9 protein-coding genes are annotated in these 13,972 nt (G+C 71.2%); 5 read left to right on the top strand and 4 right to left on the bottom strand.

Annotated elements, in window-relative coordinates:
* Positions 1-70: 70 nt before the first annotated feature.
* A complete protein-coding gene (locus IEZ08_RS13030) occupies positions 71-2,125 on the bottom strand; it encodes a thioredoxin domain-containing protein (protein WP_189242202.1) in 2,055 nt (684 codons plus the stop codon).
* A 509-nt stretch (positions 2,126-2,634) separates the two neighbouring features.
* On the opposite strand from IEZ08_RS13030, the gene fxsA reads away from it, so the two are divergent.
* From fxsA to fxsT, 4 genes are all read left to right on the top strand, one after another.
* Entirely contained in the window at positions 2,635-2,808 is a 174-nt protein-coding gene (gene fxsA, locus IEZ08_RS13025) for an FxSxx-COOH cyclophane-containing RiPP peptide (protein ID WP_068927209.1), read from the top strand.
* Positions 2,809-2,829: 21 nt separating this feature from the next.
* Entirely contained in the window at positions 2,830-5,307 is a 2,478-nt protein-coding gene (locus IEZ08_RS13020; RefSeq protein WP_189242201.1) for an FxsB family cyclophane-forming radical SAM/SPASM peptide maturase, read from the top strand.
* 104 nt (positions 5,308-5,411) lie between these two features.
* Complete coding sequence (locus IEZ08_RS13015) at positions 5,412-6,641, top strand: TIR-like protein FxsC (protein ID WP_068927205.1); 1,230 nt, start codon at positions 5,412-5,414, stop codon at positions 6,639-6,641.
* Between the two features lie 2 nt (positions 6,642-6,643).
* Positions 6,644-10,531, top strand: coding sequence for an FxSxx-COOH system tetratricopeptide repeat protein (gene fxsT, locus IEZ08_RS13010; RefSeq protein ID WP_084780708.1), 3,888 nt, complete (start codon positions 6,644-6,646; stop codon positions 10,529-10,531).
* Positions 10,532-10,598: 67 nt separating this feature from the next.
* Here fxsT and IEZ08_RS13005 read toward each other — a convergent pair whose 3' ends face one another.
* Positions 10,599-11,465, bottom strand: a complete 867-nt coding sequence (locus IEZ08_RS13005; RefSeq protein ID WP_176728610.1) for an alpha/beta fold hydrolase — start codon at positions 11,463-11,465, stop codon at positions 10,599-10,601.
* A 134-nt stretch (positions 11,466-11,599) separates the two neighbouring features.
* Between IEZ08_RS13005 and IEZ08_RS13000 the strand changes: the two genes are divergently transcribed.
* On the top strand, positions 11,600-12,748 hold the full coding sequence (locus tag IEZ08_RS13000; RefSeq protein WP_068927203.1) for a hypothetical protein: 1,149 nt from the start codon (positions 11,600-11,602) through the stop codon (positions 12,746-12,748).
* 3 nt (positions 12,749-12,751) lie between these two features.
* Here IEZ08_RS13000 and IEZ08_RS12995 read toward each other — a convergent pair whose 3' ends face one another.
* Both IEZ08_RS12995 and mca read right to left on the bottom strand, forming a co-directional pair.
* On the bottom strand, positions 12,752-12,964 hold the full coding sequence (locus IEZ08_RS12995; RefSeq protein ID WP_068927201.1) for a hypothetical protein: 213 nt from the start codon (positions 12,962-12,964) through the stop codon (positions 12,752-12,754).
* A 34-nt stretch (positions 12,965-12,998) separates the two neighbouring features.
* Positions 12,999-13,883 carry a mycothiol conjugate amidase Mca gene (gene mca / locus IEZ08_RS12990; protein WP_068927198.1) on the bottom strand — a complete coding sequence of 295 codons (885 nt, stop codon included), beginning with the start codon at positions 13,881-13,883 and terminating at the stop codon, positions 12,999-13,001.
* Positions 13,884-13,972: the final 89 nt, after the last annotated feature.

The raw sequence follows: 13,972 nt of genomic DNA, 5'->3' as shown, positions 1-13,972 counted from the left end.
GAGAGTGATCTTCAACGAACGCTCACTCTCTTGGAGGACGTTTCGCAACAGTCACTAAGCCGTGGAGATTTCAGGACCGGCTGAGTTCCTCCTCCAGGGCGGCAGGAGTGGTCACGGGCAGTCTGCAGGTGAAGCCCCGGCAGACGTAGGCCGCCGGGGAGCCGTTCACCAGACCACGTCCCGCGAGCAGGGGAACGCTGGACAGGCCGGGCTCGCCGAGGGCGACGACCAGGCCCGGGAGGGTGGACGACAGGGCGGTTCGGTGCAGGGCGGCGGTGGCGGGATCGTCGCGGGGGCCGACCACGGCCACCTCGACGGGACCGGAGACGGCGGCCTGCGCCACAGCCAGGCCCCACCCGGCGAACCGGGCGTGGCGGGCGGCCAGGACGCTCACCGTGCCCAGCGCCGCCTCCGCCGCCTCGCGGTGCCGGGCCGATCCCGTCAGCGCCGCGTGTGACAGCAGCGCCCCGGCGGCGGCGAACTGGCCGGAGGGGGTCGCGTTGTCCGTGGGGTCCTGCGGGCGCTGGAAGAGGCGCTCGGCGTCGTCGGCGGTGTCGAAGAACCCGCCGGAGCCGTCGGGGAAGTGGGTGAGGACGGTCTCCAGCAACTCGTCGGCCCGCTGGAACCAGCGTGTCTCCCCGGTCACCCCGTACAGGGTGAGCAGGCCCTCGGCCAGGTCCGCGTAGTCCTCCAGCACGCCGGCGTTGCTTCCGGCCCGTCCGTCGCGGGAGGTGCGCAGCAGCCGGACGGTCCCGGAGACGCCGGCGGTCTCCGCGCTGTCCGGGTTACCCAGGCCGCCGGGGCCGCTCGCGTCCTGGATGTGCAGCTCGTCCAGAAGGACGGCCGCCGTCCGCGCCGCCTCCACCAGGTCGGGCCGGTCGAACAGGGCACCCGTCTCGGCGAGGGCGGCGATGGCCAGGCCGTTCCAGGCGGCGACCACCTTGTCGTCGCGGCCGGGCCGTACCCGGTGGGAGCGGGCCTGGAGCAGGGCGGCGCGGACCCGCTCGAACCGTGCGGGGTCGTCCGGGTCGGACAGCAGTTGCAGCACCGAGGTGCCGTGCTCGAACGTCCCGGCGCCCGTGACCTCGAACACCCCGGCGGCCCAGTCGCCGTCCTCCTCGCCGAGGAGCTCCTGGAGCTCGTCCACGGTCCAGACGTAGAACTTGCCCTCGACGCCCTCGCTGTCGGCGTCGAGCGCCGAGGCGAAGCCGCCCTCCGGGGTGCGCATCTCGGCCAGCAGGAAGGAGGCGGTCTCCAGCGCCACCCGTCTGGCCAGGTCCGAGCCGGTGGAGCGCCACCAGTGCGTGTAGACCCGCAGCAGCAGCGCGTTGTCGTAGAGCATTTTCTCGAAGTGCGGCACCACCCACTCGGCGTCCACGCTGTAGCGGGCGAACCCGCCGCCGAGCTGGTCGTAGATGCCGCCCCGGGCCATGGTCTCCAGCGTCCGCCCGGCCATCGACAGTGCCGTCTCCGCCTCGGGCGTCCCGGCGGCGGCGCCGTACCGCAGCAGGAACTCCAGGGCCATCGAGGGCGGGAACTTGGGGGCGTCGCCGAATCCGCCGCGGCCGGGGTCGAAGGAGGCGGCCAGGTTCCGGACCGCCCCGGTGAGGATCTCCTGTGTGGGCAGCGGGCCCGCCGGGAACGCCGCGTGCTCGCTCAGCGCCTCGACGATCTTCCCGCTCTGGGTGAGGACGGCCTCGCGGTCGCCGTTCCAGGCGTTCGACACTCCGGTCAGCAGGCGCTGGAAGTGAGGCCGGGGGAAGTAGGTGCCGGTGTAGAAGGGCTGGCCGTCCGGGGTGGCGAAGACGGTCATCGGCCACCCGCCGTGACCGGTCATCGCCTGCGTGGCGTTCATGTAGACGGCGTCGACGTCCGGCCGTTCCTCGCGGTCCACCTTGACGTTGACGAAGTGCTCGTTCATCAGTGTGGCCGTTTCCTCGTCCTCGAAGGACTCGTGGGCCATGACGTGGCACCAGTGGCAGGCCGAGTAGCCCACACTGATCAGCAGCGGTACGTCCCGGCGCCTGGCCTCGTCGAAGGCGTCCTGGCCCCACTCGAACCAGTGGACCGGGTTGTCGGCGTGCTGCAGCAGGTAGGGACTTGTGGCGTCCTTGAGCCTGTTCATCAAGCGCTCCTGGGTGCGTGGTGCGTGTGCTCTCGCGGCGCGAGGCGTTGAGGGCCGTGCCAGAGAGTCTTTCCCGGATGGGGCCGTTCCAGCTAAACGGGGAGGCGGATACCGCGGATACCGCGGACACCTGGCCGGGAGGGCCGGTGCGGCGCCATCCCGGGGGCCGTCCGGACGGACGGGGCGTCCCGGGCGTCCCATGGGCCGTCCCGGCTGCGGGAAGTTCGCAGGTTCGGCAAAACGTGCCCTGTTTCTCCCCTATCTCTCTTACCTCATCAGTGAGGTACTAGATGCGCAAGAACTAACAAAAAGGACGAACGGCTCCTTAGTCGCTTGGGCTAGGCAGGTCCGTGTAACGGGTGTGTAATGTTTCACTGTCTTCCCGCTCGCCCCCTCTGAGGGGATGTACCTTTGCCGCGTTAGAATTCGCTTGAGTTCTCACTTTTCTTTACATCCCCCCGATCCAGGCTCCTGTCGTGCCTGGTCGGCCCATAGAGCGGTTTGAGGATATGAACGCGACGGATGAGAAGCAGACCGAAATCGCATCGGATGTCCGGGATCTGCGTGATGTCCCGCTCTCGCTCGTCCGTGAGGCTGAGTTCGACGAGATCGTGCGCAGGCTCCTTCCCGACGCGTCGGAGATCCGGCGCGTTCCGGTGGCTGCCTTCAACTCGTCGATCTGACGGGCGGGGAGGGCCACCGCCATGAGCGGGCCCTTCGTGCCGTTCCGGCAGTTCGTCCTCAAGGTCCACAGCCGGTGCGACCTCGCGTGCGACCACTGTTACGTCTATGAGCACGCCGACCAGAGCTGGCGCGGCAGACCCAAGGTGATCTCCGACGAGATCGTCTTCTGGGCCGCACTGCGTATCGCCGAACACGTCAAGGAACACGGGCTCGACACCGTGCACGTGGTCATGCACGGCGGCGAGCCGCTGCTGGCCGGGCGTGACCGGCTCGGCCGGATCGCGGCCGAGCTCCGGTCCCGGCTCGGCGGGCTCTGCGAGCTCGACCTGCGCATCCACACCAACGGTGTCCTGCTCGACGAGCGTTTCTGCGAGGTGTTCGCCGAGTACGGGATCAAGGTCGGCGTCTCGCTCGACGGCGACCGGGCGGCCAACGACAGGCACCGGCGCTTCGCCGACGGCCGCAGCAGCTACGACCTGGTCGTCCGCGCCGTCGAAATGCTGCGCTCCCGGCCCGAGCTGTACGCCGGGCTGCTGTGCACGATCGACGTGGCCAACGACCCGGTCGCGGTCTACCGCGCGCTCGCCGCGCTCGACCCGCCTCACATCGACTTCCTCCTCCCGCACGCCACGTGGGACGACCCGCCGCCGCGCCCGGCGCCCACCGCCTACGCCGACTGGCTGATCACCGTCTTCGAGGCGTGGACGGCCGAGGGCGGTTCCCCGCCGGTCAGGATGTTCGAGTCGATCATCAGAACCCTCGGCGGCGGGTCGAGTCTCACCGAGTCGCTCGGCCTGCAACCGTCCGACCTGGTCGTCATCGAGACCGACGGGAGCTACGAGCAGGCCGACTCGCTGAAGACGGCCTTCGACGGGGCGCCCGGGACCGGCCTGCACGTGTTGCGCCACACCCTCGACGAGGTCGCCCGGCACACCGGCATCCTGGCCCGGCAGCAGGGCCTCGACGGTCTCTGTGACGAGTGCCGGGCGTGTCCGGTCGTGGACAGCTGCGGGGGCGGGCTCTACGCCCACCGCTACCGGACCGGTTCGGGCTTCGCCAACCCCAGCGTGTTCTCCGCCGACCTGTTCAAACTCATCACCCACATCCGCCGCAGGAAGAGGATGTCCGCTCCCACGCACACCGTTCCCGCCGCCGCCGTCGACGCACTGGCCTCCGGGCGGGGCGGCCGGCACGAGGTCTTCCACCTGGCCGAGTCGCAGCGCAGCCTGCGGCGGGCGTTGCTGGCGGCCGTCAACACGGCCGTCAACCCGGCCGCGAACCCGGCTGCGAACCCGGCTGCGAACCCGGCTGCGAACCCGGCTGCGAACCCGGCTGCGAACCGGACTGTGAGCCCGGCCGCCGGCGACGGAACCGCCGCCCGGGGGGCGTGGGAGCTGATCGCCACGCTGGACGGCACGCATCCCGGCGTGGTCGACGCCGTGCTCGCCCACCCCTACGTGCGGGTCTGGGCCGCCGAGTGCCTGAGGGACCGCGGGCACGCGGGCCATCTGGCCAACGTCGCCGCCGCCGCCGCGATCCGCGCGGGCGTCACCGCCGCCCTCGACGTCCAGGTGCTCGGCGGCTCGGTGCACCTGCCCACGCTGGGCGTCCTGGAGGTGGACCCGGGAGGCGCGGAACCGGGCTCCCGCCGTACGGCGCGGCTGGAGGCGGAGGGGGGCTCCTTCCGGCTCCCCGGGCACGGGGCTCTCGGCGTGATCACTCCGGGTGGCGGCGGGCCGGCCTGGCACCCCGTCCGGCGGCTCTCGGCCGGTGACTTCTCCGTCGCGCTTGAGGACACCGACCCGTTCCGGGACTGCCACCAGTGGCCCGCCGCCGCCCGCCTCACCGGGGAGGAGGCCGCGGCCTGGCAGTCGGCGTTCGAGCGCGCGTGGGCGCTGATCGAGTCCGACCACCCCGAGTACGCCCCGGGCCTGCGCGCCGGGCTCACCACGCTGATGCCGCTCACCCCGGCGCCCGAGGGCCGGGAGGTCAGCTCGACCGCGCGGCACGCCTTCGGCGCCGTCGCCGCGGCGCTGCCCGACGACCCCGCCACGCTCGCGCTCCTCGTCATCCATGAGTTCCAGCACGTCAAGATGGGCGCCATCCTGGACATCCTCGATCTCTACGACGAGAAGGACACCCGGCTGTTCTACGCGCCCTGGCGGGACGACCCCCGGCCGCTGGAGGGCCTGCTCCAGGGCACCTACGCGCACATCGCGGTCACCGACTTCTGGCGGGCCCGCAGGCACTCGGCGCCCGATCCGGCGCAGGCGCAGTTCGCCCGCTGGCGGCGGGACACGGCCGAGGCCATCGAGACGCTCGCCCTGTCCGGCGCGCTGACCCCGCTGGGCGCGCGCTTCGTGGAGAGCATGCGGCACGCGGTCACCCCGTGGCTGGACGAACCGGTCCCGGCGGCGGTCCTGGAGGCCGCGGCCCGTTCCGCGCGCGATCACCGGCGGAGATGGACGGCCGCCACCTCGCCCCCGGGACGCCCGTAATCCCGGAGATCTCCCGATCCCCGCAGGAAACACGGAAAACGCGCGCCTGACACTTTTCCAATAAATGTCGCGTTTCTATAGTGATTCCATACGGGAGGAGGCGGATGACTGCGCCGTACCCTGCGGGGGGTTCTCCAGGGCCGTATTTCTTCCTCAGTTACGCCCACGTCCCCCCGCACGACGGGACGGACTACGGCGATCCCAATCAGTGGGTCGAGAAACTCTTCCGCGCGCTCTGCGACTACATCATGCATCACACCGGCCTGCCCGCCGGTGCGGCGGGATACATGGACCGGGGTTTGCGGACGGGGGAGAACTGGCCGCGGACCCTGTCCGAGCAGCTCTCCAGCTGCCGGGTGTTCGTCCCTCTCTATTCGCCCCGGTATTTCGAGAGTGAGGCGTGCGGCAAGGAGTGGGCCTCCTTCGTGAACCGCGCCAGCGACCATGTCGCGGCCGGCGGGGTGATGCCCGACGCGATCGTGCCCGCGCTCTGGACGCCGGTCCGGGTGGAGTGGATGCCGCAGGTCGCGCGGGACATCCAGTTCAACCACGCCGATCTCGGCAGGCACTACGCCGAGAAGGGCTTCTACGGGATCATGAAGCTCAAGAAGTACCGCGACCACTACCAGAACGCCGTCCACGAGCTCGGGCGGCGGATCATCGAGGTGGCGGAGAACACCCCGATGCCGCGGGCGGACATCCCCAACTTCACCGAGGCACGGAGTGTCTTCGCCGACAGCACGCCGGAGCGGCCGATCACGGTGACGGTCGTGGCGCCCGACCACGGGAGCATGCCGCCGGGACGCAGCCCCTTCTACTACGGCGAGACGCCGTCCCAGTGGGACCCCTACCGGAGCGGTGACGAGTCGAGGCCGCTGGCCGCCTGCGTCGCGGAGGTGGCGCGCTCGCGCGGGTTCCTGCCGGAGATCGGTTCCCTGGACGAGCACGCCGAGATGCTCTCCGCGGACGACTCGCACGCGCCCGGGGTGGTGCTGGTGGACCCGTGGGCGACCCCCGGCGAGGCGTGCAGGCGGGTGCTGGGCCCGGTGGACCGGACGGGCCGGCCCTGGGTGACCGTCATGGTCCCCTGGAACCGGGACGATCCCGAGACGACCGAGCACCAGGAGCTGCTCAGGAGCCACCTCCGGGCGGCCCTGGGCAACAAGCTGGCCGAGCCGGAGGCCAGGCCGTACATCCCCACGTTCGACGACTTCAGGGACATGCTGCCGGACGTCTTGCGCAGGGCGGAGCAGCGCTATCTCAACCGCGCTCCCGCCTACCCGCCCGAGGGGGACAAGATCGATCGTCCCAAGCTGACCAGGCCCGAGGAGTGACCATGAGCGAAGGACAGGTCATCACCTTCTACTCATACAAGGGCGGTACCGGGCGCACCATGGCGCTGGCCAACACCGCGTGGATCCTCGCCAGCGCCGGCAAGAGGGTGCTCGTGGTGGACTGGGACCTGGAGTCCCCGGGCCTGCACAAGTTCTTCAACCCGTTCCTCGCGCCGGGGGTGGCCGCCACCACGGCGGGCGTCATCGACCTGATCGCGGACTACCAGTGGGCCGCGATGCGCAACGAGCCCCGCCCCGGCGACTGGCACAAGGAGTACGCCAAGGCGGAGAAGCACGCGATCTCCCTCGACTGGGAGTTCCCCGACGGCGGCAGCCTCGACTACCTCTCACCCGGCCGGGTCAACCGCGACTACTCCTCGCCGGTGTCCGGGTTCAACTGGGACAACTTCTACGACCGGCAGGGCGGCGGCCAGTTCTTCGACGCGCTGCGCGCCGACATGAAGGCCTGCTACGACTACATCCTCATCGACAGCCGCACCGGCACCAGCGACATCGCGGGGATCTGCACGGTCCAGATGCCCGACGTCCTGGTCGACTGCTTCACGCTGGCCAACCAGGGCATCGACGGAGCCTCGCAGATGGCCAGGGACATCAGCGAGCGCTACCGCGACCGCAACATCAGGATCCTTCCCGTCCCCATGCGCATCGACATGGGCGAGAAGGAACGGTGCGACGTCGGGCGGGCGCTGGCGCGCCGCAAGTTCGAGGGCTTCCCCAGGGGCATGACGACGGAGGAGGCGGACGAGTACTGGGGCGCGGTCGAGATTCCCTACACGCCCTTCTACGCCTTCGAGGAGATCCTCTCGACCTTCGGCGACGACGCGGCGCGCCCGGGTTCGCTGCTGGCCGCCTTCGAGCGGCTCACCGCGGTGATCACCAACGGCGAGGTCTCCGCGTTCCCGCGCATGGAGGAGTCCGTACGGCTCCGCCACCTGGAGATGTTCGTCCGGCGGCACCCGGCGCTCCAGACCGACGTGCACGTCAGCTACGCGCACGAGGACCGGATGTGGGCGGACTGGATCGCGGCGGTCCTCGACCGCCAGGGCTACCGGGTCATGTTGCGCGGCGTCGACGTGGACGAGGCCGCGGACGCCGACGGGGACGCCCCCCGGACCCTGGTGGTGCTCTCCGACGCCTACGTGCGCGCCCCCCGGGCGCTGGAGGTGTGGACGCAGGCGGCGGCCGTGGAGGCGGCGGGCCGGGGCGAGCTGGTCCCGGTGCGGGTCACGGAGTCCCGCTTCCCGCCGCCGTTCGGGGACCGGGCGCTGAGCGACCTGACCAGGCTCGGTGAACGCCCTGCCGCCGAGACCCTGCTGAAGGCCTTCGGCGGGAACGAGGCGCTGGCGGCGGCGGATCTGTCCGCCGTGGGCGCGCGCTTCCCGGGCAGCGAGCCCCGGGTGTGGAACGTCTCCACCCGCAACGCCGCCTTCACCGGCCGCGGCACCGTGCTGGAGACCCTCCGCAAGCACCTGACGGGCGGCAGCACGGCGGTGGTGCTGCCGCAGGCGCTGTACGGCCTGGGCGGCGTGGGCAAGACGCAGGTCGCGCTGGAGTACGCCCACCGCTTCAAGGCCGACTACGACCTGGTCTGGTGGGTGCCCTCCGAGGACCGCGAGCGGATCAACTCCTCCTTCGAGGAGCTGGCCCGCGAACTCGACATCCGGGTCGGGGAGAACATCGCCGAGGTCGTGGGGGCGGTGCGGGAGGCGCTGCGGCTGGGGAGCCCGCACTCCCGCTGGTTGCTGATCTTCGACAACGCCGGCGACCCCGACGACCTGCGGGACTTCTTCCCCGGCGGCACCGGCCACGTGGTGATCACCTCGCGGAACCAGGCCTGGTCGAGCGTGGCCGCCCCGCTGGAGGTCGACGTCTTCAGCCGGGAGGAGAGCCTGGAGCACCTGAGCCGCCGGGTCCCCGGGCTGGCGGCGGAGGACGCGCTGGAGGTGGCCGCGGCCCTGGGCCACCTGCCGATCGCGGTGGAGCAGGCCGCGGCGTGGCTCGCCGAGACCGGCATGCCCGCGGCCACGTTCGTGGAGCAGCTGGAGTCGGAGACCGCCCGGGTGTTGTCGATGCGGCAGCCGGCCGACTACCCCCACCCCGTGGCGGTCACCTGGAACCTGTCGCTGAGCAAGCTCCGGGAGAACTCGCCCGCGGCGGTGCGGCTGCTGCAGCTGTGCGCGTTCTTCGCCCCCGAGCCGATCTCGATGTCCCTGCTCTACAGCGACGAGATGATCCGCTCGCTCCTGCCGTACGACGACTCCCTGCGCGAGAAGCTCGTGCTCGGCCAGGTGATCCAGGAGATCGGCAGGTTCGCGCTGGGCCGGGTGGACCAGGGGAACAACACGATCCAGGTGCACCGGCTGGTGCAGTCCGTCATCCGCAGCCAGATGACGCGGGAGGAGCAGGAGGAGGCCTGCCACGAGGTGCACACCATCCTGGTGGGCGCCAGGCCGCGTCAGGGCGAGGTGGACGACCCGGAGAACTGGACCCGCTACGACCTCATCTGGCAGCACCTGCAGCCGTCCCGCGCGACCGAGTGCGTGGAGGAGGAGACCCGGCAGCTCCTCACGGACCGGGTGCGCTACCTGTGGAAGCGGGGCGACTTCGACAGCGCGCTGGTGCTGGGCGACCTCCTGGCCAACTACTGGGAGGAGAAGTTCGGCGTCGAGGACCGCCAGCGCCTGCACCTGCTGTTCAACGTGGCCAACGTCAAGCGTTCCCAGGGCAAGTACCAGGAGGCCCACGACCTGGACGAGTGGGTCAGGGACATGCAGCGCAGGGTCGTCGGCGAGCGGCACCCGCACACGCTCATGACCGCCGGAGGTCTCGCCGCCGACCTGCGCGGCCTGGGGAACTACACCAGGTCGCTGGAGATGGACCGGGTGACCTTCGACCGGTGGAAGACGCTGTACGGCGAGGACCACCCGCGGACCCTCGCGGCCGCGCACAACCTCGCGCTGTCCTACCGGCTCGTCGGCGACAGCCGCAACGCCCGCGAGCTGGACGAGGAGACCTTCCGGCGGCGTAGCCGGGTGCTCGGCCCCATCCACCCCTACACGCTCTACTCCGCCTCCCAGCTCGCCCGGGATCTGCGCGAGCTCGGGAACTACCGCGAGTCGGTGGAGATCCTCAAGAGTACGTTCCAGCACTACAGGGAGACCCTGGGGGAGAACTTCGTCGACACCCTCAGGACGGCCAAGAGCCTGGCGGTCTCCCTGCGCCGGGCAGGCGACCAGGACGAGGCCTGGCAGCTGGCCAAGGACACCGAGGAGCGCTACCGGCTGCGCTACCCCGGCACCCCCGACGCGCTGGCCGCCACTCTTGAGCTGGCCTGCTGCGAGTCGGCCCTGAACGACAAGGAGGGGGCCCGCGACCGCGCCGCGGCCATCGTGCGCATCTACTGGGAGAGTCTCGGTGAGACCCATCCGGGCACCCTGATCGCCCGCAACAACCTGGCGATCTACCTGCGCGGCACCGGAGAGGTGAGCCGGGCGGCGGGACAGGCCGGGGAGGTGCTGCGCGGCCTGTCCGACCGGCTCGGCGAGACCCACCCCTTCACCCTGTCCGCGGCGATCAACCTGGCCAACTGCATGGCCGACGAGGGAAGGACGACGGAGGCGGAGGCGCTGGAGCGCCGCACGCTCGACGCGCTGCGGGACACGCTCGGCCCGGAGCATCCGGACACGCTCACGTGTGAGGCCAACCTGTCGATCACGTTGCGCGCGTCGGACCGTACGGCGCAGGCGGAGCGGCTGCGGGAGCGGGTGCTGGCGGTCAAGGCCCGCGTGCTGGGTGAGGATCATCCCACGCTGGCCCACCTGCGGCAGTGGCGGCGGATCAACCGCGACCTCGAACCTCAGCCGTTCTGACGCCGTTCCGGCGGCCGGGGACCGCTCTGCTCCGGCCGGAGTGGAGCGGTCCCCGGCGAGGGCCGGGTCACCCGTCGGCGAGCCAGCTCAGGATGTCGGGAAGGACGCGCAGTGAGCCGAAGTGGGCGGCGCCCTCCTGAATGATCACTGTGGCGTCCGGGATCCGCTGCCCCAGCCAGCGGGCGTGGCCGACGGGGGAGAAGACGTCCTCGTCCCCGTGCCAGAGCAGGGTCGGCACGGAGATGGCGGCCGGGTCGAAGCCCCACGGCCCGCTGAAGGCGACGGCGTCGTCCACCCAGCCGCCCGCGGACTGCCGGAGTGCCTCGGCGAAGTTCATGGCCAGCATCCGCCGGATCCCGAAGTCGGCGACGACGTGCCGGTCGGGTTCGGGGAGCTCGGTGTCGAACGCCGGGACCAGCCTGGTCGGGTCGGCCCTGACCTGGTCGACGACGCCGGTCAGCAGGGCGGTGAGCGCGACCGGGTCCCGGGCCGCCGCAGTGTACTCGATCACGTTCGACCGCGACATGCCCTCGAACCAGTCGAGCCCCTCGGCGCAGCGCGGGGCCAGTGGGACCAGCGCGGCCAGCCGGGTGATCCGCTCCGGCATCAGCGCCGCGCAGGCCAGCGCGTGCGGCGCGCCGCCTGAGCGGCCGGTCACCGCGAAGCGCCCGATCCCGAGGGCGTCGGCCACCGCCGCCACGTCGGCCGCCACGTCGGCGACGCTCCTGCCCGCGAGCCGGTCGGAGAGCCCGTATCCCGGCCGGTCGTAGGTGATCAGCCGGATTCCCATGCGGTAGAGGATCGTGGGGCGCGGCGACGGCCCGATCCTGCTGCCGGGGGTGCCGTGCAGCAGGAAGATCGGTTTCCCGTCCGGCACTCCGCTCTCCTCGACCCCGAGTATCCTTCCGTCCGGCGTGTGCACCAGTGCCGTCAAGGCCGACCTCCCCGTTGTCCGACCCTGAAGATGTTTCCCGTTTTGTGGATTTCCGTACCGGGAGTTTGCCCGTCGGGTGGTCGGGGTGCCCGCCATCTCCCGCGGACCCCGGGGGAGGCGTAGGCTCACGGAGCGTGGATCTCGACTTCGTCTGCGCGTACTCCGATCGTCCGGCCGCCGAGCTGACGCGGCGCGATGTGGCGCGTGCCCTTCTCGCCGTGCCCTCGGGGGTCGCCCTGGTGGCCCTTCCCGACCTGCGGCGCGCTCTGTTCGCGGCGGGCAACCCGCTGTCCGTGGCCTTCTGGGAGTCCGCCAAGGCGACGCTCAGCGCGATAGAGGCGGGGAACGCGACGGTGGGCGACGTGCAGTGGTGGCTGGAGTCGACCGGGACCGAGCCGCTGCTGCTCACCCGGAGCTTCTTCGTCTGGCCGGAGGAGGACGAGCGGGGTCCGGTCGCCGAGGAGATGTACCGCCGGCTGGTCGCCCACCTGGAGGAGCGGGTCGCCGCGGGTGAGATCGATCCGGACGCCCTCGCCCGCCGGGACGGGAACGCCCGTGAGACCTACGAGGAGCTGCAGGAGCGCTGGCTCGGCACCCCGCTGCCCGACGGCCGGATCCCCAGGACGGTGGTGAGCGACGAGCAGGACGAGGAGATGTTCGCCGCCTGGGACGAGGAGGAGGCCTACGCCCTCGCCGAGCTGCGGCGCATCCTGGCGGAGCTGCCCGAGCCGGCGCGGCCCTCCCGGGAGCTGCGGGCCGCGTGCGCGCAGCTGCGCGAGATGCTGGCCGCGCCCGGATATCCCGGGAACGTGCTGCGGGCGTGCGCCGGATACGAGGGGCAGCCGCTGCCCGAGGACGACGAGGATCTCTGGTTGTCCGTCGTGGCGGGTATCGCCGGGCCGGTCTCCGACCTGCCGGAGGAGGACGACACGCTGGAGGAGTTCGCCGACCTGGAGGCTGAGCTCAGCCATGAGGACTCGGTGCTGGCCGCGCTGTGCGCCATCCACCACGCGGACTGGCTGGCGGTGGTCGCCGCCCTGGCACGGCGTGGCCCGGGGGTGCTGGCCTCGCCGGAGCGGATCGCCCGGTTGATCGCCGAGTCCGACGACATCGACGTGGACCTGGACGACCCGGAGGATCTGGAGGCCGCCGAGATGTTGTTCGGTTCGGTGACGCCGCTGTGGGCGTCACTGGGGATCGTCGACAAGAGCGAGGTCCTGACCCCGCTGGGGCACTGGGGGCTGCCCCGGGCCCTGGAGCGGGCCTGGTCGTCCTCGGACTGAGGGTCAGCTCGGCCGGTCGCCGCCCTCCGGCGTACGCTGCTCGGCCTGGGCCGGGACCTTGCGCAGCTCCGCCTCGGAGGGGACCTCGATCTTCGAGATCTGCCGCTTCATGGACTTGATGAGGAGGAAGAGCGCGAATCCCAGGGCCGCCACGACGAGGAACCCGATCAGGCCCGGGCTGACGTCGCCTTTGGGGACGGTGTCGAATGCAATCACAGCTCAAGTCTGCCACCGCCCCCTCATGGTCGTGTCAGGAGCAGGCGTGCGACACCTCGTCGGCGTGGATGCCGGCGAACAGGTCGTCCTCGGGAAGCTCGGTGTCCACGAGTGAGCGGGCCAGGTGGTAGTCCTCGGTCGGCCAGATCTCGCGCTGCAGGTCGCAGGGGCAGACGAACCAGAACCCGTCCGGGTCCACCTGGGTGGCGTGCGCGAGCAGGGCCTTGTCGCGGGTCTCGAAGTACTCGCCGCAGGGGACGCGGGTGGTCACCTCCCACTTCTGCGGGCGGTCCTCCCAGCGGGCGATCCAGTCGGCGTACGGCGAGCCGATGCCGCGCGCGGTCATGGCCTCGTGCAGCGCCTCGAAACGCTCCTTGGTGAACCCCATGTGGTAGTAGAGCTTCAGCGGCTGCCAGGGTTCGCCCGCCCCGGGATAGCGGTCGGGGTCGCCGGCCGCCTCGAACGCCTCCACCGAGACGCGGTTGGTCATGATGTGGTCCGGGTGCGGGTAGCCGCCGTCGTCGTCGTAGGTCAGGATGACGTGCGGCCGGAACTCGCGCACCGCCGCCACCAGGGGCGCCGCGGCGACCTCCAGCGGCTGCAGGGCGAAGCACCCCTCGGGCAGCGGCTCGCTCTCGTCCTCGGGGAGGCCGGAGTCGACGAAGCCGAGGAAACGCTGCCCGACGCCGAGGATCTCGCGCGCGCGCTCCATCTCCAGCCGCCGGACCTCGGCGATGTTCGCAAGGATCTCGGGGCGGTCCATCTTGGGGTTCAGGATCGAGCCCCGTTCCCCTCCGGTAAGGGTGCACACGAGCACGTCCACGCCTTCGGCCACGTAGCGCGCCATCGTGGCGGCGCCCTTGCTGGACTCGTCGTCGGGGTGCGCGTGAACGGCCATCAGCCTCAGCGGTGCACTCACGGGCTCGGTGTCTCCTCTGTGACGGTCGCGCTTGACCCTCGCCCGGTTCCACGGGTGGCCGCTCTGGGCGCCGTCCGCGGAACGAGCTC

It is taken from the genome of Planobispora rosea (genome assembly GCF_014648175.1).
GTDB lineage: Bacteria > Actinomycetota > Actinomycetes > Streptosporangiales > Streptosporangiaceae > Planobispora > Planobispora rosea.
The sequence above is the reverse complement of the archived record's forward strand: the minus strand, read 5'-3'. Positions and strand labels throughout refer to the sequence as shown.